General features: G+C 68.3%; 21 protein-coding genes and 1 pseudogene. 12 read left to right on the plus strand and 10 right to left on the minus strand.

The genetic code is table 11. The features are described from left to right. Nucleotides 1-132 precede the first annotated feature (132 nt). The 3 genes and pseudogenes from ACQ86A_RS06555 to ACQ86A_RS06565 all read right to left on the minus strand — a co-directional run. A pseudogene (locus tag ACQ86A_RS06555) lies at nucleotides 133-534 on the minus strand (glycosyltransferase); the annotation flags it as partial. Between the two features lie 55 nt (nucleotides 535-589). Next, nucleotides 590-1,687 carry a hypothetical protein gene (locus ACQ86A_RS06560; protein WP_431279768.1) on the minus strand — a complete coding sequence of 366 codons (1,098 nt, stop codon included), beginning with the start codon at nucleotides 1,685-1,687 and terminating at the stop codon, nucleotides 590-592. A gap of 48 nt (nucleotides 1,688-1,735) precedes the next feature. After that, the gene (locus ACQ86A_RS06565) at nucleotides 1,736-2,695 is read right to left on the minus strand and encodes a glycosyltransferase family 2 protein (RefSeq protein ID WP_431279769.1); all 960 of its coding nucleotides are present in this window, start codon (nucleotides 2,693-2,695) and stop codon (nucleotides 1,736-1,738) included. 98 nt (nucleotides 2,696-2,793) lie between these two features. Here ACQ86A_RS06565 and ACQ86A_RS06570 point away from each other — a divergent pair, with 98 nt between their 5' ends. After that, nucleotides 2,794-3,963, plus strand: a complete 1,170-nt coding sequence (locus ACQ86A_RS06570; protein ID WP_431279770.1) for a glycosyltransferase family 2 protein — start codon at nucleotides 2,794-2,796, stop codon at nucleotides 3,961-3,963. After that, entirely contained in the window at nucleotides 3,960-4,949 is a 990-nt protein-coding gene (locus ACQ86A_RS06575) for a glycosyltransferase family 2 protein (RefSeq protein ID WP_431279771.1), read from the plus strand. Before ACQ86A_RS06570 ends, ACQ86A_RS06575 begins: the two co-directional genes overlap by 4 nt. A gap of 2 nt (nucleotides 4,950-4,951) precedes the next feature. Here the strand turns inward: ACQ86A_RS06575 and ACQ86A_RS06580 are convergent, their stop codons facing one another. The 3 genes from ACQ86A_RS06580 to manA are packed head-to-tail and all read right to left on the minus strand — an operon-like array spanning nucleotide 4,952 to nucleotide 8,848. Further along, nucleotides 4,952-6,235, minus strand: coding sequence for an O-antigen ligase family protein (locus ACQ86A_RS06580; protein ID WP_431279772.1), 1,284 nt, complete (start codon nucleotides 6,233-6,235; stop codon nucleotides 4,952-4,954). A 9-nt stretch (nucleotides 6,236-6,244) separates the two neighbouring features. Then, a complete protein-coding gene (locus ACQ86A_RS06585; protein WP_431279773.1) occupies nucleotides 6,245-7,561 on the minus strand; it encodes an O-antigen ligase family protein in 1,317 nt (438 codons plus the stop codon). Between the two features lie 45 nt (nucleotides 7,562-7,606). Continuing rightward, nucleotides 7,607-8,848 carry a mannose-6-phosphate isomerase, class I gene (manA, locus tag ACQ86A_RS06590; protein ID WP_431279774.1) on the minus strand — a complete coding sequence of 414 codons (1,242 nt, stop codon included), beginning with the start codon at nucleotides 8,846-8,848 and terminating at the stop codon, nucleotides 7,607-7,609. A 126-nt stretch (nucleotides 8,849-8,974) separates the two neighbouring features. Here manA and ACQ86A_RS06595 point away from each other — a divergent pair, with 126 nt between their 5' ends. From ACQ86A_RS06595 to ACQ86A_RS06615, 5 genes are all read left to right on the plus strand, one after another. Beyond that, a complete protein-coding gene (locus ACQ86A_RS06595; protein WP_431279775.1) occupies nucleotides 8,975-10,153 on the plus strand; it encodes an acyl-CoA dehydrogenase family protein in 1,179 nt (392 codons plus the stop codon). A 96-nt stretch (nucleotides 10,154-10,249) separates the two neighbouring features. Then, complete coding sequence (galE, locus tag ACQ86A_RS06600; RefSeq protein ID WP_431279776.1) at nucleotides 10,250-11,212, plus strand: UDP-glucose 4-epimerase GalE; 963 nt, start codon at nucleotides 10,250-10,252, stop codon at nucleotides 11,210-11,212. A gap of 187 nt (nucleotides 11,213-11,399) precedes the next feature. Then, complete coding sequence (locus ACQ86A_RS06605) at nucleotides 11,400-11,720, plus strand: WhiB family transcriptional regulator (RefSeq protein ID WP_431279777.1); 321 nt, start codon at nucleotides 11,400-11,402, stop codon at nucleotides 11,718-11,720. Between the two features lie 115 nt (nucleotides 11,721-11,835). Further along, nucleotides 11,836-14,991 (plus strand): glycosyltransferase, encoded by a 3,156-nt coding sequence (locus tag ACQ86A_RS06610; RefSeq protein ID WP_431279778.1) that lies wholly within the window; start codon nucleotides 11,836-11,838, stop codon nucleotides 14,989-14,991. Beyond that, on the plus strand, nucleotides 14,984-16,414 hold the full coding sequence (locus ACQ86A_RS06615) for a DUF5719 family protein (RefSeq protein WP_431279779.1): 1,431 nt from the start codon (nucleotides 14,984-14,986) through the stop codon (nucleotides 16,412-16,414). Before ACQ86A_RS06610 ends, ACQ86A_RS06615 begins: the two co-directional genes overlap by 8 nt. Nucleotides 16,415-16,445: 31 nt before the next feature. Here the strand turns inward: ACQ86A_RS06615 and ACQ86A_RS06620 are convergent, their stop codons facing one another. Further along, on the minus strand, nucleotides 16,446-16,889 hold the full coding sequence (locus tag ACQ86A_RS06620) for a metallopeptidase family protein (RefSeq protein WP_431279780.1): 444 nt from the start codon (nucleotides 16,887-16,889) through the stop codon (nucleotides 16,446-16,448). Nucleotides 16,890-16,931: 42 nt separating this feature from the next. On the opposite strand from ACQ86A_RS06620, the gene ACQ86A_RS06625 reads away from it, so the two are divergent. From ACQ86A_RS06625 to ACQ86A_RS06640, 4 genes are all read left to right on the plus strand, one after another. Then, a complete protein-coding gene (locus tag ACQ86A_RS06625; RefSeq protein ID WP_431279781.1) occupies nucleotides 16,932-17,153 on the plus strand; it encodes a DUF3499 family protein in 222 nt (73 codons plus the stop codon). Further along, nucleotides 17,150-18,586 carry a phosphomannomutase/phosphoglucomutase gene (locus tag ACQ86A_RS06630; protein ID WP_431279782.1) on the plus strand — a complete coding sequence of 479 codons (1,437 nt, stop codon included), beginning with the start codon at nucleotides 17,150-17,152 and terminating at the stop codon, nucleotides 18,584-18,586. Before ACQ86A_RS06625 ends, ACQ86A_RS06630 begins: the two co-directional genes overlap by 4 nt. Nucleotides 18,587-18,655: 69 nt before the next feature. Continuing rightward, nucleotides 18,656-20,146 carry an adenosylhomocysteinase gene (ahcY, locus tag ACQ86A_RS06635; protein WP_431279783.1) on the plus strand — a complete coding sequence of 497 codons (1,491 nt, stop codon included), beginning with the start codon at nucleotides 18,656-18,658 and terminating at the stop codon, nucleotides 20,144-20,146. Continuing rightward, on the plus strand, nucleotides 20,146-20,697 hold the full coding sequence (locus ACQ86A_RS06640) for a GNAT family N-acetyltransferase (RefSeq protein ID WP_431279784.1): 552 nt from the start codon (nucleotides 20,146-20,148) through the stop codon (nucleotides 20,695-20,697). Before ahcY ends, ACQ86A_RS06640 begins: the two co-directional genes overlap by 1 nt. A 35-nt stretch (nucleotides 20,698-20,732) precedes the next feature. Here the strand turns inward: ACQ86A_RS06640 and ACQ86A_RS06645 are convergent, their stop codons facing one another. Both ACQ86A_RS06645 and ACQ86A_RS06650 read right to left on the minus strand, forming a co-directional pair. Then, nucleotides 20,733-21,647 carry a cyclase family protein gene (locus tag ACQ86A_RS06645; protein WP_431279785.1) on the minus strand — a complete coding sequence of 305 codons (915 nt, stop codon included), beginning with the start codon at nucleotides 21,645-21,647 and terminating at the stop codon, nucleotides 20,733-20,735. Nucleotides 21,648-21,649: 2 nt separating this feature from the next. After that, nucleotides 21,650-22,489, minus strand: a complete 840-nt coding sequence (locus tag ACQ86A_RS06650) for an RDD family protein (protein WP_431279786.1) — start codon at nucleotides 22,487-22,489, stop codon at nucleotides 21,650-21,652. A gap of 17 nt (nucleotides 22,490-22,506) precedes the next feature. On the opposite strand from ACQ86A_RS06650, the gene ACQ86A_RS06655 reads away from it, so the two are divergent. Beyond that, nucleotides 22,507-23,502, plus strand: a complete 996-nt coding sequence (locus ACQ86A_RS06655; protein WP_431279787.1) for a stage II sporulation protein M — start codon at nucleotides 22,507-22,509, stop codon at nucleotides 23,500-23,502. A gap of 151 nt (nucleotides 23,503-23,653) precedes the next feature. Here the strand turns inward: ACQ86A_RS06655 and ACQ86A_RS06660 are convergent, their stop codons facing one another. Further along, a complete protein-coding gene (locus tag ACQ86A_RS06660; protein ID WP_431279788.1) occupies nucleotides 23,654-24,985 on the minus strand; it encodes a DUF58 domain-containing protein in 1,332 nt (443 codons plus the stop codon). Nucleotides 24,986-24,989 lie beyond the last annotated feature (4 nt).

Raw genomic sequence — 24,989 nt, forward strand, 5'->3', positions numbered from 1 at the left:
CGAGGTCGGGGAGCGGCGCCCGCCGGCGTCCCGCGGAGTCGATGGATCGCCGACGAGCGACGGCCGGCCGGCCAGCGGAACGACGTCGATGCGCTTCTTGTCGATCCCGAGCACGGTTTGCACATCGTCCGCGGACTGCGCGCTGACCGTGATCACCCGCCGCGCCCGATGAGCCGCCCCGGAGATGAGTGCTCGCAGAACAGGCGCGTAGGGCCCCGGAACCCATTCCGGGCGCACGAACGGAAGCAGGTCGTGCACGGTCAGCACGACGGGGACGCGCGACCGCCACGGCCCGATGTTCGCGGGCGCGTGAATGAGATCGGCGCCCATGCGACGGGCGGTTCGGGGAACGGTCGTCAATTCGCCGCGCGCCCAGGAGGCGCGCTTGTCACCGTCGATCGGTGCTTGCACGAGTTCACCGGGGAACCAGCCAAGGTCGAGCTTTCGTGCCTCGCGAGGGATCAAGGCAACGTACTCGAACGCGCCGTCGACGGTGCCGAGTTCGCGGTAGAGGTTGCGCGCATACGACTCCATGCCCCCTTGGTGCCGGTGTAGAAGAGCAGGTCGACGAGCACCCGTGGCACCGCGGTCACGTCCCCTCGGCGCGCGCGGTCTTGCGGCGCCGTGCCGCCTCGTAGAGCGCAGCCTGCAACAGCTCGCCGAGGAGCAGCACGGCGAAGATCCAGCCGAGCTGCTGGGTCGCCACGACCGCGGCGGCGCCCGCGAACGTGATCACGGCCACGACCCCGCGCAGGATCGTGAGCAGCTTCGCCTCGCCCATCCGTCGCAGCGACGCGAACGGGATGGTCGTGGCGAGCGATGCGGCACGCCACAGGCAGGCGATCAGCAGGGGGAGCGCTGTGGCCTCGAGTGTCCAGCTCTGGGCGAAGATGTAGCTGAACACACCGAGGAACTCGCAGACGAAGATGACGACCACGGCCCCGATCACGGCGGCGGCGGACACCACGATGTCGAGGGTGGAGTGCTGTTTCAGCAGGCGGAGCCGCAGAAAGTTCAGCGGAATGGCCAGCACGCCGGAGACGGTCGAGATCGCGGTGAACAAGACCGACTGCAGCGGACCCAGGAAGGCCAGGATCATCCCGTTCAGCAAAGGGTAGACGCTTCCCGTGATGGCGACATCGGTCACGACCCAGCCGAGGACCCGCGGCTCGGGCGCGCTGGCCTTGTGCTGCACGGGGAGCGAGCGGATGAGAGTCGCGACGAAGATGCCGGCGACCAAAGGGATGAGCGCCCAGCGCAGCCCCGCGAATCCGGCGAGCACGCCGGCCAGCGCGCCGACGCCGACCGCAACCGCCGCCCCGATCTCGCGGGTGTCGAGTCGTTCCGCGACAGAGACGCCACGGCCGACCTCGAGAGAGGCGAGCAACACGGGGAGGGCGATACTGAGCACGACAGCGTTCTCGAACTGCACCGCGACCGCAATCGAGGCGAGCAGCGACAGCCCGGCCAGCCAGAGCGGAAAGGTGACACGGCGCTCGGTCGCCGCCGAACTCAGGCGGGATTCGACGACCACCGCGAACGTCAATTGCCCGACGAAGGTCGCAACCATCACCATCACCGCGATGCTGCCCTGCTCGGCGAGCGAGAAGACGCGGGACGAGATCGAGATCGTGGCCGCAGGGATCACCGCAAGCGAGACACCGCCGACGAGTGTGATGAGCGACATCGCCGCCTGCTTCAGGCGGAGCTCTGGGGGAAGCTCGGTGGTCACCGGTCAGGCCCGCCTGTCGCCGACACGCAGGCGGAGCGACCGGACGAATCCGATGCCTCGGTCGACGCCCGGGATGTGGCGCGGGCGCGCCGCTGCCGCCCGTCCCGCCCGCCAGCCCGCGAGGCGGCCACTGGTCGAGGCGAGATCGCGGCTGAGCACGAGGTCGCCGGCGCACACGATCGCCTCGGTGATGAGGGCCCGGGGCGCCTGGCCGGTGCGCATCACGCCGTAGGCCCGGAGCAGGTAGCCGCGACCGAACCCGGCACGGCGACGCTGCTCGGCCGAGCCGCGCCCCGACGTCGCGCCGCCGAGGTGGATCCCTCGCGCCTCGGGCACGGCGACGGTCGCCCAATCGCCAGCGCTGAGGCGCAGGGCGAGGTCGAGTTCTTCGCCGTACATCCGGATGCCCTCGTCGAACGGTCCGACCGCATCGATCGCCGCCCGCCGGTATGCGGCGACCGCGCCGTACGGCCCGAGCAGTTTCGGCGCCTTCGTCCCCATATCCACGTCATCCGGGTCGGCGCCGTTGAAGCGCACGAAGCCGGCCACGGTGGCGTCGGCGCAGATACCGAAGGCATCGACCCGGCCGTCGGGTTTCAGGAGGAGCGGAGTGGTGCTCCCGACGCTCGCATCGGCCACAAGCGGGGCGGTCAGCAGTTCGAGGAGATCGGGCTCGGCCTCGACATCGTTATTGACGAGCACCACGATGTCACCGGTGCCTGCCGAGATACCGCGGTTGCACGCGCCGGCGAAGCCGAGGTTTCGCTCGAGCGCCACGACAGTGACGTCCGGGTAGCCGTTCCGCAGCCGATCCGCGGTGTCGTCTGGCCCGGCGTCGTCGACGACGATGACGCGGTGCGGCACCGTCTGCGCGGCGAGAGTCGCGAGACAGCGCTCCGTGAGGTACCACTTGCCGTAGACGGGGACGACGACGTCGATGGTCGGTCTGTCCTCGGTTGTCACCCGTCAACTATCGCAGAAACCGACAGGCTGACGAGCACGCCGCCGGGTTGTCGATATGATCGGCTCATTCACCCCGACTGAGCGAGGATCAGGCATTCATGACGACCGTCCAGGCGATAGAGCTCTCGATCCTGATGCCGTGCCTCAATGAGGCCGAGACTCTCGCCGTCTGCATCGACAAGGCGCAGGCGTACCTCGAGCGGAGCGGCATCGTCGGCGAAGTTGTGATCGCAGACAACGGCAGCACTGACGGCTCGCAGGAGATCGCGATCGCTCACGGCGCGCGCGTCGTGGATGTGGCGGAGAAGGGCTACGGCGCAGCCTTGCTGGGTGGCATCGCGGCAGCCAACGGAACCTACGTCATCATGGGCGACGCCGACGACAGTTACGACTTCTCGAATCTCGACCCGTTCGTCCAGCGCCTCCGGGCCGGCGACGAGCTCGTGATGGGTAATCGCTTCCTCGGCGGCATCGAACCCGGCGCCATGCCTCCGCTGCACAAATACTTGGGAAACCCGGTGCTGTCGACGATCGGCAAAATCTTCTTCCGGTCCCCGATCTCGGACTTCCACTGCGGCCTGCGCGGTTTCAACCGGGAAGCGATCAACAGGCTCTCCTTGCAGACCACCGGAATGGAATTCGCCAGCGAGATGGTGGTGAAGGCATCGCTCGGCGGTAGCAGGGTCAGTGAGGTCCCGACCACACTGAGCGTCGACGGCCGTTCCCGGCCGCCGCACCTGCGGAGCTGGCGCGATGGCTGGCGTCACCTGCGGTTCCTGCTGATCTTCAGCCCGCGTTGGCTGTTCCTCGTGCCGGGCAGCGTCGCCTTCATCATCGGCATCCTCGGTGCGTTCTTCCTGAGCCTCGGTCCGCTGGTCATCGGAGATGTCGGGTTCGACGTCTCGAGCCAGGTCTATCTCGCCGCGCTCGCAGTGGTCGGCTACCAAGCGATCCTTTTCGCCATTCTCAGCAAGATCTACGCTCAACACGAGGGTTTCCGAATACCGCGGAGCCGCAACTTCGACCGACTCGAGCGAAGGATCAGTCTCGAGTCGAGCGCCATCGCCGGGGTCATCGTCTTTCTCGTCGGCCTCGCGATCGCTGTCGTTCAATTCGCGACGTGGGCCGGTTCGGGGTTCGGCGCCCTCGACGCGACCGACACCTTGCGGGCTGCCGTCCCCGCGTCGCTGCTGATGATCATCGGCGCACAGACGATCATGGCCGGGATGTTCCTCGGTGTGCTGTCGGTGGTCTTGAAGCGACGATGACCGACGGACTTCGGGTGAGTGTGGCCCTCTGCACGTTCAACGGCGCGCGCTTCGTGCGGCAACAGGTGGAGAGCATCCTGGCTCAGAGGCCCGGGCCGGCGCAGCTGGTCGTGTCGGACGACGGATCCCGCGACGACACTCTGGAGATCGTGCGTGACGTTGCGGGATCGCAGCGTGCAGCGGCCGTCGAAGTGGTTGTACTTGCCGGTGAGCAGCCGGTCGGGGTCACCCGCAATTTCCAGCGAGCCGTGACGGCTGCCGACGGCGACCTGATCGCGCTGAGCGACCAGGACGATGTCTGGCACGAGGGACGTCTCGAGCGCATCGCCGCACGATTCGCGGACGACCCAGCACTGCTCCTCGTCCATACCGACGCCGACCTCGTGGACAGTACCGGCCGGCGGCTCGGGCGAACCCTGTTCGAGTCGTTGGAGATCTCGCCCGATGAGTTCGCCGCGGAGGAGTCTGGGCGAGCGTTCGACGCGTTCATCCGTCGGAATCTGGCCACGGGGGCCACCGTCGTGTTCCGGCGCGAACTCCTGATGGCCGCGCTACCGTTCCCCGACGGCTGGGTTCACGACGAGTGGCTGGCGGCCGTGGCCGCAGCGACCGGGCGGGTGGATGTGCTTCGCGAGGCCACGATCGACTACCGGCAGCACGAGTCCAATCAGATCGGCGTCGCGGCTCCGAGCCTCCGGGGCAAGATCAAGCGGGTGCTCGAGCCGAGGGGCAGCCGTAACACCGTGCTCGCCGAGCGTTTCGCCACACTGGCCGACCGGCTGGCCGGGCTGGGGGATGCCGTGGCTCGCGAGAAACTCGACATGGCGCGGGAGAAGGCACGGTTCGAAGCGGAGCGGGCGGCCTTCCCGACGAATCGGGCGCGTCGCGCGCTGCCCGTGCTGCGGCTTGCATCGTCCGGACGCTACGAACGCTTCGCCAGCCGAGGGCGAGGCGACGTCGTGAGGGACCTCCTTCAGCCGGCTTGACGTCAGTTGCGGTGCGGCAGCCGCATCCGCCAGCTCATCCCCTGCGACGCCTTGACCGCGCAGATCACGAGCAGCAGCCAGCCCGATTCGACGAGGATCGAGCTCTCGAACACGCTCGTCACGAGAAGGGCCACGAGCACCAGGGGAGCCCACGCGTAGACGACGCTGCGTTTGGTCGATGCGAGCACCCACGACCGCCCGAACGCCAGTGCCACCAGCGCCACGAACAGGATGAGGCCGACCAGGCCGACCTGCAGGTACAGGTCGAGGTACGCGTTCAGGCCGTTCGAGTGGAAGACGCCCGTAGCGTCGTTGATGGCGATGAACGGGTACAGCTCCGTCGGCCACTGGCCCACCCATCCCCATCCCTCCAGCTGGTTGATCGGTATGAGCTCCCAGATCTGGATCCACAGCTTGTAGCGCACCTGGAAGTCGGCGCGAGCGTTCAGCAGGTCGATGACCCGCGTGCGGTAGATCCACCCGACGACCAGCACGAGCACCGTGAACAGGCCGAGCGCCCACTGGTAGTACCGACGGTACGGCGGCTTGATCTGCCGGATGGCGTACAGGGCCAGAGTCGCGAGTCCGACCACGACGGAGACCGCGGCGATGACGGGGGAGTGGGCGAGCAGGATGCACGCGACAGCCAGCGTGATGGAAACGGCGGCGACGGCCGGGCGCACCGACCGCGTGCGCAACTCGACGAGGAACGTCACGAAGGCGATCAGCGCGACGATGCTCAGCTGGTTGCGGCTGCCGAACAAGCCCTGGATGGGGCCGCCGAGGGCGATGTTCCCCTGGATCGCGAGGAATTTGATCGGCATGTCCAGCAGGAGCCCGCTGAGCACCTCGAGGCCGAGCGAGACCGTGAGGAGCACGCGCAGAACGTCGCCGACGACGCGCACGATCTGGATCGCATCCCGAACCAGGGCGATGTACACCGCGAGGAAGGCGAAGCTGATCTGGTACGCGACCCCGCCGACCGTCGCCCACTGGTAGTCGCTCCAGAGCAGGGAGAGGGCGCACCAGCCCATGAAGGCGAGGATCGTGATCGGCAGCAGCCCGTGCCACTCGACCAGTTTTCGTTGCGCGATGAACGAGAGCGCGGCCAGCAGCACCAGACCGCCCAGCGCGCCGATCAGTCCGGGCCAGCCGATGACCGCACGGATGGCGTGTGTCGAGAAGCCGACACCGACCGCGACGAGCGACAGAACCGAATTGAACCGCGCGGATCCGAGGAACTCGGTCACGGAGACGGGGACCAGGGGTCTACGCGTCGTGGCCATGAGGCAATCCTAGGGCGCGGCCTGTTTCGTCTTCACGGAGATCAGCACCAGCAGGGTGAACCCTGCTTCAAGAATCAGGCGGCTCTCAGCTGCACTCTGCGCGACGAAAGCCGCGAGCACGAGCAGCGGGAACAGCGTGAGCGCCGTGAACGGTCTGTCGTCGGCGATCCCGTCGCGCGGCCGGTCGACCGCGAAGAACCAGGCTCGGCGCAACGTGGTCAGAACCAGGAGGATGAACACCACGAGACCCACGATGCCGAGCTGCAGCCAGACGTCGAGCCACGCGTTGTGCGCCTGCAGGTACTGCACGCCGTTGCGGACGGCCAGGCCGTCGAACGGCTTCACCCACGGCGCCCAGTAGCTCACCCAGCCCCAGCCGAAGGCGGGCCTCTGCTGTGCGAGTTCGATCACCGATTTCCAGATGTCGAGGCGGCCGGTCAGGTCTTCGCTCTTTCCGAAGAGCGCAGGGATGCGGCTGGCGAACACCGTCGCGAGCACGGCGACGACGACGATCAGGCCGGCACCCGTGAGGTAGACCGGCAGTCGCTTTCCCGGGTCGACCCTCCGCGTCCAGACCGCGAACAGGAAGACGACGAGCATGAAGACCCCGGCCAGGATGACCGTGGATGACCGCGTCAACGCCATCGTGAGCACCGCGATGACCAGCCAGGTGATCCCGGTACCGCGGCGAACCGTGCGGTCGGCCAGCTGAACGCCGAACACCGCGATCGCCAGCAGCGCGACCATCGCCAGCAGGTTGCTGTTGCCGAGGATGCCCTGGATCTGTCCGCCGTGGAAAAGCAGGTCACGGCTCCAGTAGAAGGCAGCGGGTTGCTTGCCGGGCGGGTACGTCGCCCACGGCGGCAGGATGGGCTGTCGCACGAACAGGGACACCACGAGTTCGAACACGAGCGACAGCCCGAGGATCCATTTGAAAGCGTTCGACAGCGCCCGCAGCAACTGCGGCCACGTCAGGCACAGAGCGAGGAACACTGCTCCGGCTGTGGTGCTCAACTGGGCGAGAACGCCCAGCGCGCTGGCTCCCGGATACGCCGACCACGCGATCGACACGACGGCCAGCGCGAGGAACAGCACGAGCATCCGGGGCGACCGTCGCCAGTTGAAGGCGGGACGGATGCGAACCAGCAGCACAACGCTGACCACGACGAGTGCGAACGCGAGCACGAAGTACCCCGGCCAGCTGATCAGGTTGCGCCAGAAGTCGCCGGCGAACAAGGTGAACAGCAGAAGCGTGGCGAAGGCGACGAGGCCCGAGCCCGCGGGAACGGTCCGTCGCGGCGCCCGGACCGGGGAAGGGGTACTCACGTCCACAGAGTAACGGACCGTTTCGGGCGAACGGTGGGCCTCGCGTCAGGCGTTGGGCGTCGCGACGAACACCGTGCCGTCGCCCGTGACCGTCAGCGCGCCCTCGTCGGGCGTTACGAAGACCGATTCGCCGCGGGCGAGGTCGATCGACCCCGCGGCACCGGCGAGCGAGACCCGGCCCGCCGTGCAGAGCGCGATAGCGGCACCCGGGAGGGGCAGGGATGCGGTCGACACCTCGCCTCCGACGACGACGTGATCGAGTGTGAAGTCGGGCACGTCCGGCCGGAACACCTCGACGTTGGGCGCCGGTCGCTCGGGGGCCAGCGGCGTCGCAACGATCGGGGAGAAGTCGAGCACGCTCACCAGTTCGGGCACGTCGATGCGCTTCGGCGTGAGTCCGCCGCGCAGAACGTTGTCCGACGCTGCCATGAGCTCGATGCCGAGGCCGCGAAGGTAGGCATGGATGTTTCCCGCCGGCAGGTACAGCACCTGTCCGGGCCGCAGGGTCACCCGGTTCAGGAGAAGGGCGAGCACGATCCCGGGGTCGCCGGGGAACGCCTCGGCGAGCATCAGCACGGTGCTCGCGGCGACCGCGAGGTCGACGTCGGACGCGGAGTGCGCAGTCGAATCCGGCTCGACGGATGCGGCCGTCGCGACGACGGCGCTGACGAGCGCAGCCACATCCGGATCGCCGCCGAGCAGCCACTCGGTAGCCGCGCGGAGCACGGCGGACGGCTCACCGGTGAGCGTCTCGGCGAACGACGCGATCGTGGCACTGTCGGAGTCTGACGCTCCGGGAACCTCGGCGAGGCGGCGGAAGAGCTCGTGGCTCGCCGTCACATCCCGGAACCCGCAGAGCGCGTCGAAGGGATCGCTCAGGGCGAAGATCAGCTCGGGCTTGTGCGCTGCATCCTTGTAGTTGCGGTCGGGGGAGTCGACCGGGATGCCCGCCGCGTTCTCGCGCGCGAATCCGGCCTCCGCCTGAGCGGTCGACGGATGCGCCTGCAAGGACAGCGGACCGGCGGCAGCCAGCACCTTCAACAGGTACGGCAGCCGCGTCCGACCATCGCCGAGGGCGGTCTGCGGATCGCGGGCGATCCACTCCGCTAGGTCGTGCGCTCCTCCGGCGACGTCGGGGTCGAGGATGACCGCGGGCGAGCCCGAGTGGGCCCCGAGCCAGAGTTCGGCCTCAGGATGCCCGGACGCATCCGTGCCGAGCAGCCCCGCGATCGCGGTGGTCGAGCCCCAGGCGTAATCACGCGGGGTATTGCCGATGCGCACAAACATCCGTCGAAGTCCCTTCGAAATCGTTAGACCAAACTACCAATCGCTTTGAACGGCCCGCGCACGCTGCCTAGGCTGGCGCTGGTCCTCATCGGACGCATCCGCCCACCAGCACGCAATGGAGCAGACATGGCTTTCGAGACCCTCGCCAGCGACTTCTACGGCTACGAGAACCTCCTCCCGGAGCGCGAGAAGGACTTTCTCGCCGACCTGCGCGCCCACCTCGAATCCGAGGTGAAGCCGCTCGTCAACGAGTACTGGGAGAAGGCGGAGTTCCCCCACCAGATTCGCGAGGGCCTGCACCGCACCGGCGTGATCGGGCTCGGCTTCCCCGAGACGGCGCCGTTCGAGAACTCGGCGGTGTTCCGCGGCTGGGTCGCACTGGAGCTCGCCCGGGTAGACGCATCCGTCAGCACCTATGCGGGTGTGCAGAACGGGCTGGCCCTGGGCGCGATCGGTGTCACGGGATCGGCCGAGCAGCGTGCGGAATGGCTGCCGAAGCTCGCGTCGGGCGAGGTGCTCGGTGCGTTCGGTCTCACGGAACCGCTCTCGGGCTCCGACTCCGCTCGCGGACTGCAGACGATCGCCACCCGTGACGGGGACAACTGGGTGCTAAACGGCTCCAAGCGGTGGATCGGCAACGCCACCTTCAGCGACATCACGATCATCTGGGCGAAGAGCGCCGATGACGGTCAGGTCAAGGGCTTCATCGTTCCGACGTCGACGCCCGGATACACGGCGACCAAGATCGAGGGCAAGCAGTCGCTCCGCATGGTGCAGAACGCCGACATCGTGCTCGAGAACGTCGTCGTGCCCGACTCGCTTCGTCTTCAGAACGCGAACTCGTTCAAGGACACCGCCGCTGTGCTGCGGCTCACCCGTGCGGAAGTGGCCTGGGCGGCGATCGGTGTGGCGATCGGCGCGTACGAGGCGGCCGTGAAGTACTCGAAGGAGCGCATCCAGTTCGGCAAGCCGCTCGGAGCTCACCAGCTCATCCAAGACCTTCTCGTCAAGGCGCTCGGCAACATCACCTCGTCGATCGGGCTCTGCACCCGCGTCTCTGAGATGCTCGACCGGGGTGAGCAGCACGACGAGCACTCGGCGCTCGCAAAGGCGTTCGCAACATCCCGGATGCGCGAGACCGTCGCCTGGTGCCGCGAGATCCTCGGCGGCAACGGCATCGTGATCGACTACGACGTCGCCCGCTTCTTCGCAGACGCCGAGGCGCTCTACTCCTACGAGGGCACCCGTGAGATGAACACGCTCATCGTCGGCCGTTCGATCACCGGTCACGCCGCGTTCGCCTGACCTCCGGCGCCCGTCGTCCGGGCCGTTCCGCGTCCCGCGATAGGGTGGCGGAGACCGGCTTCGAGGTGCCGGAAAGGCTGACGAGAGGTGCGACGCGTGGCGTGGTTGGTGACCGGAGGGGCCGGATACATCGGCTCGCACATCGTTCGGGCGTTCCTCGCCGAAGGGATCGAGGTCATCGTCGTCGACGATCTCTCCAGCGGGCATGAGGAGTTCGTTCCGACGGACGTGCCGTTCTACCGCGGCAGTCTGCTCGACGGTGCGCTTCTCGAGCGGATCTTCGTCGAGCATCCTGTCTCCGGAGTGGTCCACGTGGCGGGCTACAAGTACGCCGGCGTCTCCGTGCAGCGCCCGCTGCACACCTACGAGCAGAACGTGACCGCTACCGCTGTGCTGCTTGCGGCCATGCAGGAGGCCGGGGTCGATGCAATGGTCTTCTCTTCCTCCGCCGCTGTTTACGGCACCCCGGATGTCGAGCTCGTCACCGAGACCACGGCGAAGAACCCGGAGTCGCCGTACGGCGAATCCAAGCTGATCGGGGAGTGGCTCCTGCGCGACCAGGCCGTGGCCGCCCAGCTGCGCCACACCTCGCTGCGCTACTTCAACGTGGTCGGATCGGGCGACCCCTCGCTGCGCGACACGAGCCCGCACAATCTGTTTCCCCTGGTGTTCGACGCTCTCGTCGACGGACGCACCCCGCGGGTCAACGGCGACGACTATCCGACCCCCGACGGCACCTGCGTGCGCGACTACATCCACGTCGCCGACCTCGCAGCGTCGCACGTGGCGGCGGCGAAGCGACTGGATGCGGGTGAGTCGATCGAGCCCGTGTACAACCTGGGCAGCGGCGACGGCGTCTCCGTCGGCGAGATCATGACGACGGTGGCCGCAGTGACGGGCATCTCGTTCACCCCAGAAGTGGGGCCGCGGCGGCCCGGAGATCCTGCGAGGATCGTGGCGTCGGGTGAACTCGCCGCCCGTGATCTGAACTGGGAAATGCGACACACGCTGGACCAAATGGTCCGCAGCGCCTGGGAAGCACGGCAGAAAGCATCCTGAGTGCGCTGAAACGGGGGTAGAACGCCCGGGCGTGTCGTTTTCGTTGTACGCCTCCGGCGCGTCGCGAACTCTCGACTCACGGTTAAGGCTTTACGATTCGCGACTTGACGTGAGCGAATGACAACGGTGTAATTATCACAACACGTTGTCTTGCGTGTCTTATGCAGTTAATGGGTGGGAGACCGATATGACAGTTCCTGAATATCGCTCTGGGGTACCCGACGATTGGTTCATCGATCCGGTCAAGCTGGGAGTCCCGGGAGTCCGGGCGAATGTCGACGACGACAATCCGCTTGCTTGGCAGTCCGACTCGCTGTGCGCTCAGACCGACCCTGAAGCGTTCTTCCCCGAGAAGGGCGGCTCCACGCGGGATGCCAAGCGCATCTGCACCTCGTGCGAGGTTCGGTCCCAGTGCCTCGAGTACGCCCTGGCGAACGACGAGCGTTTCGGTATCTGGGGTGGCCTCTCCGAGCGGGAGCGCCGCAAACTCCGCAAGCGCGCCGGCTAGCCGGCCGGGCTCCGACGCGGTTCGTTCCGCCGATGTTCGTCGAGCGCACGTAAATATGCGCCGCGCCCGACGCACTTCCCCGCATCCGTCGAAGCCCAACTTAGGCTGACTCCCGATGTATCCGAGAGTCACCGCCATCGTCGTCGCCCACAGTGGCGGCCCCCGCCTTCAGCGCACTCTCGACGCCCTCGCAGCCCAGACCAGGCAGCCGGATGTCGTGATCGCCGTCGATTGCGCGTCGACCGACGACACCGCAAAGCTCTTCGCCGATTCCCAGCCCACCCACCTGCTCTCGGTGCCGGAGAAGGTCTCGTTCGGCGACGCGGTCGCGACCGCTGTGCGCGTGACCGCGCCCCCGGCCTCCGATCACGAATGGCTGTGGCTGCTCGCCCAGGACACTGCGCCGGAACCCGGAGCGCTCGAGGCGCTTCTGGCCGCCGTCGAGGTCTCGCCGTCCGTGGCCGCCGCAGGCCCGAAGCTCGTCGACTGGGACGACCCCGCCTTCATCCGCGAGTTCGGTGAAGCGGTGACTCCGTTCGGTGCCGCCGTGCCGCTCGTCGAGAACGAGATGGATCAGGCGCAGCACGACGGTCTCACCGATGTGCTGGCCGTGTCGTCGGCCGGGCTCATCGTGCGCCAGACCCTGTGGGACAAGCTCGGCGGTTTCGACCGCGGCCTGCCGACAGCCGACGACGGACTCGATTTCTGCACCCGCGTGCGTCTGGCGGGTTTCCGGGTCGTGCTGGTCGCCCAGGCGCGAGTCGCCATCGCCGGCGACGGCATCGCAGGGCCCAACCTGTCGAGCAAGTGGCGCGTGCGCCGTCGCCTCGCGAAGGAGCGCCGCGCAGCGCAACTGCACCGCCGGATGGTCTACGCTCCGGCAGCGGCCGTGCCCTTCCACTGGCTCAGCCTGGTTCCGCTGGCGATCGCCCGCTCGATCGGTCGGATCGTGCGAAAAGAACCGGGCTCGGTCGGGGGTGAGCTCGCAGCGGCGTTCCGCGTGGCCTTCTCCGGCATCCGAGTGAGCAACGCTCGCCGGATGCTCGCCAAGAACAAGGCCGTCGGCTGGGCGGCGATCGCGCCGCTCCGCATTCCCTTCGCCGAGGTGCGGCGCGCCCGTGCGCTCAAGCGTGAGGCGGCACTCGTCGGCCAACAGGGCGAACGCCAGGAGCTCGACTTCTTCGGTACTGGCGGTGGCTGGACCGTGCTCGGCGCCCTCATCATCGGCTTCGCCATCTTCTTCCCGCTGCTCGGCAGCGGATCCATCTCGGGCGGCGGTCTCCTCCCCCTGAACAGCTCGGTCGGAGAGCTCTGGGCCAACCTCGGCTACGGCTGGCGAGACGTCGGTCTCGGTTTCGTGGGTGCTGCCGACCCGTTCTCAGCCGTGCTAGCGGTTCTCGGCACGATCACGTTCTGGCAACCGTCGTTCGCGCTAGTCGTCCTCTACTTCGTCGCACTCCCGCTCGCTGCGCTCGGCGCGTGGCTGGCGGCGGCGCGGCTGACCAACCGCACCCTCCTCCGTGTGTTCGCGGGCCTGGCATACGCGGTCGCGCCGACGCTGCTCTATGCGATGCAGAACGGACGTCCGGCGGCTGTGCTCGCGCACATCCTGTTGCCGTGGCTGTTCTTCGCGGGCCTTGCGGCGCGGCGCTCGTGGGCGGCCAGTGCCGTCACGGCTCTGCTGGCCGCTGCCACTGTCGCGTGCGCGCCGATCCTGATCCCGGCGCTCGTCGTGGCCTGGATCGCTGCCCTCGCCTTCTCGGGCCGCCGAATCGTGCGGGTCGCGTTCATCCCGCTTCCGGCGATCGTGCTGTTCGCGCCCCTCGTCTGGCAGCAGATCAACCGCGGCGCGTGGCTGTCCATCTTCGCCGATCCGGGCGTGGTCCAGGATGCTCGTCAGACCCCCGCTTGGCAGCTCGCGCTGGGCTTCCCCGACGGGACGCTGGGTGGCTGGCACACGATCGCCAAGGCATGGGAGATCTCACCCGCGGCCCCGAACATCCTGGTTCCGCTCCTGCTGTTGCCGATCGGAGCGCTGGCGCTTCTGGCGCTGTTCCTCCGCGGATCGAGTCGCGCGATCGTCGCCCTGCTGGTCGCGCTCGTCGGCTTCCTGACGGCGGTCGTGGCGCTGCACGTTCAGGTGGCGACCGTGGGCTCGACCGTGGCGCCGATCTGGCCGGGCACGGCCATCAGTCTGTATTGGCTCGGGATCATCGGTGCGGCGGTTCTCGCGCTCTCGGCTGTCGGACGCGCCGCGGTCTATCCGGCGTGGGTGGCCATCCTCGCGCTGGGTCTCGCCGTCGTCCCGCTAGCTGTCGCGCTGCCGTTCGGGCACTCGAGCGTGACCGCGAGCAACGGTCGAACGATGCCCGCCGTCGTCACGGCCAAAGCATCGACCCAACCGCGTATCGGAACCCTGCGGATCACTCCAGAGCCCGACGGCGGGATCGGGGCCGAGCTCATCCGTGGATCCGGTCCGACGCTCGACTCGCAGAGCACACTCAGCTCGACCGACCGGGAGCTCTCGGCGGATCAGCGGTCGCTGGCCGCCCTTGCCGGAAACCTGGCATCGCGGAGCGGATTCGATGCGACAGCACGGATGCGCGAACTCGGTGTCGACTTCGTGCTGCTCGCGCCGCCGACGGTCGCGCTCGACGCGGACGAGGCGAGCGGACAGGCGGAGGCGACGACCACTCGCGCATCGACCGCACTCGACTCGAATCCCATCCTCGTCTCCGTGGGTACGACGGCAAATGGGCAGCTCTGGGCCTTCGACTCCGGAACCACAGCCGTGCCGCCTGCCGCGAGGATTCCCGCGGACGCGGGTGGAAGCTGGCGCGTGATCGTTTTGATCGTGCAGGGCATCGTGATCGGTCTGGCGCTACTGATCTCGCTTCCGACGGTGCGCTCGGCCGATCGGGTCGCCGAGCTGAACGCACGCCGTCCCAAGCGACGGGGAGGGGCGGAGGATGCCGCCGTCATGCCGGACGACGAACCCGACGGTGACGACGATCCCTCGGTGCCCGACGAAAGCGTGCCTGACTACGACGGGGAACCGGAGGAGGAGGCGGCCGTCGAGTCCGCCGACGAGATCCCCGAGGCCGAGCCGCAAGAGGCCGAACCCGAGCCTGAGCCCGAACCCGAGCCTGAGCCTGAACCCGAACCCGAACCTGAACGCGAACGCGTGACCACACCGACCACCCTCGAGGAAGGCCTCGACGAGACGATCATCCGCCCGCGGCGCGGACCGGAAGGAGGCACTCGTGGCTGACGGACGTGGCATCGCCCGGGTGAGCATCCGGGTCGTCGGCGGGCTCGTGGGGATGGCCGTCGCCGCCGCCGTGGTGATCGGTGCGACTCTGCTGCCGATCCCGACGTTCGCGATCTCGGCGCCGGTCTCGACGGTGAAGCCCGTCCCCACCGACCAGCAGCGTGTCTGCCCGGGACCGCTCGTCTCGCTCGCCTCCGACGCGGGCGCAGCGACGGCGTCGACCGCTTTCGGCAGCGCGGGCGCTGTCTACGGAACCGATGGGGCCGACCTCCAGACTCGCCGCCTGAAGTCCGGCGCCGAGACAACGAACCGGGACCAGGCGCCGCTGGCCGTCACCGTCGCGACGCCGAGCGGTGCGAGCGAACCACCGCTGGTGGCGGGGGCTCAGACGCAGCAGGCCGCCGAGGACGACATCACGGGTCTCGCAGCGGCAGCGTGCGGCGAGGCGGTCGCGGACAGCTGGCTGGTGGCCGGCTCGAACTCCCTCGGCCAGACGAGCCTCGTTTACCTCTCCAATCCGACCACGGTGCAGGCGACCGTGAACCTCACGATCTTCTCCGAGGCCGGCGCTGTCGACGCCCCCGGGGCATCCGGAATCGTCGTGGCGCCCGGTGCGCAGAAGATCGTTCCGCTCTCGGGTCTCGCACCGAACGCCACCGCCCCGGTGGTGCACGTGCAGAGCGCGGGCGGTCAGGTGCTGGCCTCGCTGCAGCAGAGCTTCGAACAGGGCATCGACCCGCGAGGCGTCGAGTTGACCGGAGCGACGGGATCGCCCGACCGCACACAAGTGATCTCAGGGATGACGATCGCAACGCTCGCAGCAGTATCCGCGGGCCAGTCGGGCGAGGGGTACAGCGCCGACCTGCCCGCCGTGCGCGTGTTCGTGCCCGGCACCCAGGATGCCGAGGTGACGGTCGGTGCGGTCGGTGAGAACGGCACGGCTGCCGGCAACTCGTATTCGACGACCGTGAAGGCCGGCGTGGTCTCCGAGGTGCCGCTCGACGGGCTCGTCGACGGCAGCTACACGGTCACGGTGCGTTCGAGCGTGCCGATCGTCGCCGCAGCTCGGACCTCGGTCGCCGCGACCAAGGTGCGTGACTTCGCGTGGTTCGTCTCGTCGCAACCGATGAACAGCAAGTTCCTGGCGGCGATCCCGACCGGACCGGGGGCCGTCATCCACCTGGCGAACCCCGGCGACAAGGACAAGACCGTCACCCTGACGACCAAGGAGGGTAAGGCCAGCAAGGTAGCCGTACCGGCCGAGGGTTCGGCGAATGCGGCGGTCGGCCGTGGGATGCTGACCGTCACCGGTGCCGACGGACTCGTGGCGAGCGTCAGCCTCGCCGGGCCTGGGCTGACGACGAGTTTCGCGCTCAGTCCCCCCGGTCCTCTCGCGGCGCCCCTGGACGTCTACCCCCGCTGACGCGAGCGATGAGTTGCGCTGACGCCGGCGCTCAGAAGTGACGGAAGCGGTCCGGCGCGAGATCCCAGGGGTCTTTGCCGAGCAGTTCGGCGACGGCGCGGAAGACGCATCCCTCCACGTACATCCGTCGGTGCAGGTCGTCGTTGCGATGCAGCTTGGCCAGTCGCTGGATCGGCACCCGGTAGAGCACGATCCGTCGGCGCGCGTGGTCGACCTGCCAGCGGTCGACTCCGTCGTTCCCGGAGACGCCGATCGGGGTCGCCGCGACCTCGAAGTGCACGTCGGCCAGCTCGCGTGGCCAGATGCCCTTCAGATAGTCGGCCGTCGAGGCCACCGTCATGTCGAACGCGTCGATGCGGTTGTTCAGCATCGGGAGGTGCGGCCCGGTGACCGGACCGCGGGCCCCGCGTCCGTGCCTGCTGCGCCAGCGGGAGGTCGCTGGCGGCTCACTGCTGGTGCGGCGGTTGCGGGGCATGTCGTCATCCTACGACGCCCCCGCTCCGGTAGTCTGAGCCCGATGTTGAGCCGCCCCTGTTCCCGCGTGGCGTGCCCGCGCGACGCCGTGGCCACGCTCACTTACGTCTACGCCGATTCGATGGCCGTGCTCGGACCGCTCAGTCACACGCACGAGCCGCATGCCTACGATCTGTGCGCGATCCATGCCGAGCGTCTCTCGGCCCCGCAGGGCTGGCAGATCGTGCGGCACGAGGTGTTCGGTGAAGTAGGTTATGGGGCGTGAGCAGCTCCAGCATCGACCAGATCCGCGCATCCCTCGACCAAGTCGTCAAGACCTACGACGTGCGGGGTCTCGTCGGTGAGAATCTGACCGAGGAGATCGTCACCGCCATCGGCGCGGCCTTCGTCGACGAGGTCGGCGCCGCGGGCCGCGATGTCGTCGTCGGGCACGACATGCGGGACTCGTCTCCGGCCTTCGCTGCGGCTTTCGCTCGCGGTGCGCAGGCGCGCGGAGGCAACGTCGTCTCCATCGGGCTGTGCTCGACGGATGAGTCGTACTACGCATCCGGAGCCCTTCAAGCAGACGCGGCGATGTTCACGGCGAGCCACAATCCCGCGACGTACAACGGCATCAAGCTCTCCCGTGCGGGTGCACAGGGACTCAGCCGCGAGACAGGTCTTGCCGCTGTGAGCGACCGGGCCGCGGTCTACTTGCACGACGGCATCGACGCCGTCGATGAGACCGGCACGATCCGGGCTCAGGATGTGCTGGCCGACTACGCCGCCTACCTGCGCTCCCTTGTCGACCTCTCCACAATCCGGCCGATCACGGTCGTCGTGGATGCAGGCAACGGGATGGGCGGGCTCACCGTTCCGGCCGTGCTCGGCGAGGCCGCGGGGCTGCCCGCGCTGCCGATCGCGATCGTGCCGATGTACTTCGAGCTCGACGGCTCATTCCCGAACCACGAGGCGAACCCGCTCGAGCCCAAGAACCTCGTCGACCTGCAGAAGGCCGTCGTCGAGCATGGCGCCGACCTCGGTCTCGCCTTCGACGGTGATGCCGATCGCTGTTTCGTCGTCGACGAGAAGGGCGACGCGGTCACACCGTCGGCTGTCGCGGCCATCGTCGCACTGCGCGAGATCGCCCGCGCCCAGGTGGCGGATCCGGATGCCGAGATCACGGTCATCCACAACCTGATCACCTCGAACATCGTGCCCGAGACCGTCGAGGCCGCGGGAGCCACGCCGCTCCGCACCCGGGTCGGTCACTCGCTGATCAAAGACGCGATGCGCGAATCCGGAGCCGTCTTCGGCGGCGAGCACTCCGCCCACTACTACTTCCGCGACTTCTGGAGCGCCGACAACGGAATGCTCGCGGCGATGCACCTGCTCGCAGAATTCGGGAGCCAGGAACGCCCGCTCTCCGCACTCTCGACAGAATTCACGCCGTACCCGATGTCGGGAGAGATCAACTCGACGATCGAGGATGTTCCGGCCGCTTTCACCCGCATCGTCGAAGCCTTCACGGGCCGCGGGGAGTTCGACGAGCTCGACGGACTCACCGTGATCGGTCTGGTCGGAGGGGACGAACCGTTCTGGTGGTTCTCCGTGCGGTCGTCGAACACCGAACCACTTCTGCGCCTGAACGTCGAGGCCGGCGACCGGCCGACGATGGAGCGTCTCCGCGACGAGGTGCTCGCGCTCATCCGCGCCTGAACGGGCCATATCCAGCTATCGGGGCCGTCATCTGCGGCCTGAGGCCGCAGTGGATGCGAGAATGGAGCAATGGCCTCCTCCATCGTCGCTGATACAGCCACCGCCCAGCCGTTCGCCGTCGCCGATCTCAGTCTCGCCGAAGCCGGCCGGCATCAGATCCGTCTCGCCGAGAACGAGATGCCCGGACTCATGTCGCTCCGCGAGGAGTTCGGCGCCTCTCAGCCGCTCGCCGGCGCCCGCATCGCCGGTTCGCTGCACATGACCGTGCAGACGGCGGTGCTGATCGAGACCCTCGTCGCCCTCGGTGCGCAGGTGCGCTGGGCGAGCTGCAACATCTTCTCGACTCAGGATGAGGCTGCCGCAGCCATCGCCGTCGGCCCGCACGGAACACCGGACGCCCCCGCCGGCGCACCTGTCTTCGCGTGGAAGGGCGAGACCCTCGAAGAATACTGGTGGTGCACCCAGCGGATCTTCGACTGGACCGCCGAGGCCGAGGCCGCCGGTGCGGAGTGGACGGGACCCAACCTCATCCTCGACGACGGCGGCGACGCCACGCTGCTGGTGCACAAGGGCCGCGAGTTCGAACTCGCAGGCGCCGTGCCCGAGCCGGCCGCTGGCGACAGCCACGAGTACCGCGTCATCCTCGCCGCCCTCAAGGCCTCGCTGGCCGAGTCGAGCGACCGGTGGAGCAAGGTCGCCGACGGCATCATCGGCGTGACCGAGGAGACCACGACAGGCGTGCACCGCCTGTATGAGCTGTTCCGCGACGGTGAGCTGCTGTTCCCGGCGATCAACGTCAACGACTCGGTGACCAAGAGCAAGTTCGACAACAAGTACGGCATCCGTCACTCGCTGCCCGACGGCATCAACCGGGCGACGGATGTGCTGATCGGCGGCAAGATCGCCTTCGTCGCCGGCTACGGCGACGTCGGCAAGGGCGCGGCTGAGGCGCTGCGCGGCCAGGGCGCACGCGTCATCGTGAGCGAGGTGGACCCGATCAACGCGCTGCAGGCGGCGATGGACGGGTACCAGGTCGCCCGCATCGAGTCGGTCGTCGACCAGGTGGACATCTTCGTCACCGGCACGGGCAACCTCAACGTGATCACTGTCGACCACATCCTCGCCATGAAGCACCAGGCGATCGTCGCGAACGTCGGCCACTTCGACAATGAGATCGACATGGCCGGTCTGGAGACCCTCGAGGGCGCTCAGAAGGTGGAGATCAAGCCCCAGGTTCACGAGTGGCGGCTCCCCACCGGACGGAGCGTCCTCGTTCTGTCCGAAGGTCGTCTCATGAACCTCGGAAATGCCACCGGTCACCCCAGCTTCGTGATGAGTAACTCGTTCACCAACCAGGTACTCGCCCAGCTCGAACTTTTCGTCTCTCCGGAGAAGTACCCGGTCGGCGTCTACGTGCTGCCCAAGCACCTCGACGAGAAGGTCGCGCGTCTGCACCTCGACGCACTGGGCGTCGAACTGACAACCCTGACCGACGAGCAGGCGAGCTACATCGGCGTACCCGTGGAAGGCCCGTACAAGGTCGACCACTACCGCTACTGATGGCGCTCGAGTTCCGCGACCGGGAGCTGCCGGGCGGCCTCGTCCTCCGCGTGCTTCGGGAGGACGACGCGGCCGAACTCGCCGCTGCCTATGCCCGCAACCGCGGTCACCTGGCGCAGTGGGATCCGACGCGCACCGAGGAGTTCTATACGGAGGCGGGCCAGTTGGCCCGCACCCGCGAATCACTCACGCTTCGTGACGTCGACACGGCGCTTCCCCTGGTGCTCATCGATGGAGACAGCATCGCGGGCATCATGAACCTCACGTCCATCGTGCGGGGAGCGTTCCAGAGCGCCATGATCGGCTACTGGCTCGACCGCGACCACACCGGTCGCGGCCTCGCATCCGCTGCCCTCAGCGCCGTCGTGGAAGCGTCGCGCGACGACTTCGGGCTGCACCGCATCCAAGCGGCCACTCTGCTCCACAATCACGCCTCGCAGACGGTGCTGACCCGTGCGGGCTTCGAGCGGATCGGCGTCGCGCCGGCGTATCTGAACATCGCGGGGCGCTGGCAGGACCACGTGCTGTTCCAGCGCATCCTGCACGACTGACGACTGCCGGCTGACGTCTGCCGGGTGGGTGCCCGTCAGCCGAGTTCGGCGAACGCCCGCACCGGGAACGTCCCGAAGCGCTCGACGGCCGGCGGGGCGGCGGTGAAAGTCGCTCCCTGCGCCGGTAGCTCGTCAAGGTTGGTGAGGTGTTCCACGACGCGGATGCCTGCCTTCAACAACAGCGTGTGAGCCGGCCGTTCGCCGCCGGATTCCGTGTCGTCGATGTTGAGAGAGTCGATGCCGACGAGGGTGACGCCCGCCTCCACGAGGTGGCGTGCGCCGGCTTCCGTGAGATAGGGCGCGCCGGTCAGGTATGCGGGGGTGCCGAAGTACGCATCCCACCCCGTGTGGAGGAGGACTGCCGAGCCGGCGAGGTCGCGATCCCAGAAGACATCGGCCGGGATGCCACGATCGGTGGCGTCGGAGAGATGGAAGACCTCAGCCGGCAACCCCACCAGGGATGCCAGGTCGAGGGATGCCAGGTCGCCGCCGTCCGGGTACCGGTGATACGGGCTGTCGAGATAGGTGCCCGTGTTGCCGATCATCGTGATGATGTCCATGGCGAACTCGGTTCCGGGCGCGTACTTCGCGCGCGAATCCTCCCGCGTGAGGTGAGGTGTGATGACGGGCGCAGGCAGCCCCGGGTAGGTGATCAGTCCGGCCCGGATGCGGTGGCTCAGGTCGATGACCTGCCTGCGGCCGTTCGGCTGCTTGCCGACCGTATCCGCAGAGACGCCTCTGCTGCCGCGGTGCTGCTCCTCGACGATCGCGAGGTTGCTCAGACGCACATCCCCGACCAGTGCCAGGCCGAGGTGGCGCACGAAGAGTTCGGCGATCTGGGAGGAGTCGAGCGCATCCGTCGGCAGGTCGAGGCGAAAGCCGGTCGCCTCGAGGCCGCCACCGTTGGCGAACGTCACGCTCGCGTCGAAGTGGGCACGGTAGTCGGGCATGGTCATCGCTCCGGGAAGTCGTGGGGGAGGCCGGCGAGGGTCGGCCGGAGTCGCTCGAGGCGTTCGTGCTCCAGGCTCAGTGCCGTCGCATCCCGATCGCGCCGGAGCACGGCCACGACGAGCAGGAAGGTCTCCGCGTCGGCGGGCGGCAACGGCGAGACGAAAGCGGCTGCCTCCTGCGCGAGCTCACTGCTGAGCCCAGCGCGCGCGGCCGGCGTGAGATATGCCGCCTGGCGCACGTACTGGGCGATCCGGCGCGAGAGACGATCGGGCAGCTTGCCGACATCGGCGGTCGACGCCCAGGCGGCGAGGTGAGGCGGGATGCCGTAGACCGGCGTCGCGACCTTCGGCACGCGCTCCATCTGGCTGTATGTTCCGGCCAGGAGGTCCCCCAGCCGCTTCGAGCGCGCGTTGAGCAGGCCGGTCAGCGCTGCGATGCCCCCGACGGTCATGAAGATCTCGAGCACGCCGGTGAGCGCACGGATGAACGAATGGCGGAATCCGATCGCTCCGCCGTCGTCGCGCACGATGCGGGCTCCGACGGCCAGCTTGCCGAGGGAGCGCCCGCGGGTGGCGAGCTCGACGGTCGTCGGGAGCACCACCATCCCGAACACCAGGATGAGCACGACGAGCGTGCGTCCGAGCGCCTCGTCGAGGCCGCTGCCCGTCCACACGAGCACAAGAATGGCCCCGAACATGACGAGCATGTATGTGAGCCAGTCGATGGCCGTGCCCGCGGCGCGGAGGATGTAGCTCGCGGGCTTCACGTCGAGCGCGACGGCCTCCCCGGTGACGAGTTCGCGCTCGCCGGGAGTCTCGAAGGGCGCAGCAGCCGGTGCCATGGCTATCATCTAACCAGATGGATCTCGACGCATATACGGCAGCCCACAGTGCTGACTGGGACAGGCTTGCCCAGCTGGCCAAACGTCGGCGTCTGGACGGTCGCGAGGCCGACGAACTCATCGACCTCTACCAGTCGGGGGCCACCGATCTGTCGGCCATCAAGACCCTCGCGGGCTCGACCGCCACGGGCGACCGGCTCTCGGTCGCGCTCGCCTCGGCTCGGCTGCGATTCACGGGCGCGGGCGCCAACTTGTTCTCGCAGATCCCGCAGTTCTTCGTGCTGCAGCTGCCCGCCGCGCTGTACCGCATCCGGTGGGTCGTGCTGGCGGTCGCTCTCGGCACCATCGTCGTGTCGACGCTGTACGCGATCTGGATCGCGGGCAATCCGGATGTGCTGGCCAACCTCGGTCAGGACGCGCAGCTGCGCCACTACGTGGAGCACGACTTCATCGACTACTACTCGAACAATCCGGCGGCATCCTTCTCGGGCCAGGTTTGGACGAACAATGCCTGGATCGCCGCGCAGTGCATCGCGTTCGGCATCACCGGCGTGTACGTGCCGTACGTGCTCATCCAGAACGCGATCGGTGTGGGTACGGCGGCCGGGGTCATGTTCGCCTACGGCCGCGGTGACGTCATGTTCTCGTACATCCTGCCGCACGGGATGCTGGAGCTGACCAGCGTCTTCGTGGCAGCGGCGGCGGGGCTCCGCATCTTCTGGGCCTGGATAGCGCCGGGTGCAAGAACCCGCGCCCAGGCGCTCGCCGAAGACGGTCGCGCCCTGTTCACCGTGGCGATCGGATGCGCGATCACCCTCTTCGTGTCCGGCCTGATCGAGGGCTTCGTCACCCCCTCGTCGCTCCCGGTGTGGCTGAAGATCACGATCGGCGCGCTGGCACTGGCGGCGTTCCTCGCCTACATGCTCGTCCTCGGCCGTCGCGCCGTGCGAGCGGGCGAGACCGGTGACCTCGCCGAGTTCGACGCCGGCTCCCGCCGCGTCGTCGCCGGCTGACGCTCCGCTCGCTCGCGCTGCCCACGTCGCTCCCGCGGCGCCGTTGCCAAACGAGGGGTCGCAACACGCCGCTGGCGCACGGGGCGTGACGGCGTGTTGCGACCCCTCGTTACGCATCCTGAAACGAGTGGTCTGTTCAGGACGCAAGCGCCTACAGCCGGCCTGCGGCTTTCAGCGCGAGGTAGCGGTCGCTGAGGGCGGGCGGGAGGTCGGCGGGGGAGCCGGTGACCACATCCGCGCCCGACCGCTGGATCGCGGCAGTCACGCGCGAGACATCGAGCAACGAACGCTCGGCGGCGGCGGCGCGGTACACCCCGTCGCGGTTCGAGCGATCGACCGTCGCGCGCAGCGTCTCCGGGTCCGTCACGGACGCGACGACGACCGTGTGCTTTCGCGCCAGCTGCGGCAGCACCGACAGCAGGCCTCGGGATGCGCCGGGCGCCTCGATCGAGGTCAGCAGTACGACGAGCGAGCGCTGGCTGGTGATCGCCGCGACTTGGGTGGGCACGGCGCTCCAGTCCATCTCGATCAGGGCGGGCTCGATGCCGGCCATGACGTCGACCATGCGTGCGAGCAGATCGCCTCCGGTCGCGCCCTGAACGCGGCCGCGTACCGTGCGGTCGTACGCGAGCAGGTCCACGCGATCGCCGGCGCGGCTGGCGAGCGCCGCAAGAAGCAAGGCCGACTCGAACGCAGTGTCGATGCGCGGTTCGTTCTCGATTCTCGCGGCCGAAGTGCGCGCAGTGTCGATGACGAGAATGACGCGTCTGTCGCGTTCCGGACGCCACGTGCGCACCATGACGCGGGCACCGCTCCCGGAGGTCGGGTCGTGTCGACGTGCCGTCGCGCGCCAGTCGATCGATCGCACGTCATCGCCGCGCACGTATTCGCGAAGGGAGTCGAATTCCGTTCCCTGACCGCGAAGCTGCACACTCGTCATTCCGTCGAGCTCACGCAGCCGGGCCAGACGCGACGGCAGGTGTTTGCGGGATGCGAACGGCGGCAGCACCCGGATGCGCCCGGGCGCGCTCAGGGTGGCCTGTCGCGCCCAGAGATGCAGCGGTCCCCAGGATCGGATGGTCACGTCGGAGACACGCCGCTCGCCGCGCCGCCACGGGGTGAGGGTCTCGGTGATCCGTCGGCGCTCCCCGGACGGGACGACCAGCGGGTGCCGTGAGCGGTCGAGCCCGGCCGACGGCTCCCACGCATCCCGCAGCTGCCCGCGGATTGTGCGCCTTCCCGTGTTCGTGACGAGCAGTTCGGCCGCCCCCTCCGTACCGAGCCGTACGCGCGCGGGCAGTCGACGCTCCAGGATGACGCGGCGCGGGGATGCGGCGAGCAGTAGATCGAGCACACCGAGCACCACGCTCAGCACCACCCATGCGGCGAACGCGAGGTACGCCGTGCCCGCCTGCGCGCCGAACAGCACCACGGGCACGATCCCGAGACAGAGGAGGGCGACGAATCGTCCCGAAAGGGTCATGGCG

This window comes from Leifsonia poae (assembly GCF_050632195.1).
Classification (GTDB): Bacteria; Actinomycetota; Actinomycetes; order Actinomycetales; family Microbacteriaceae; genus Leifsonia; species Leifsonia poae_C.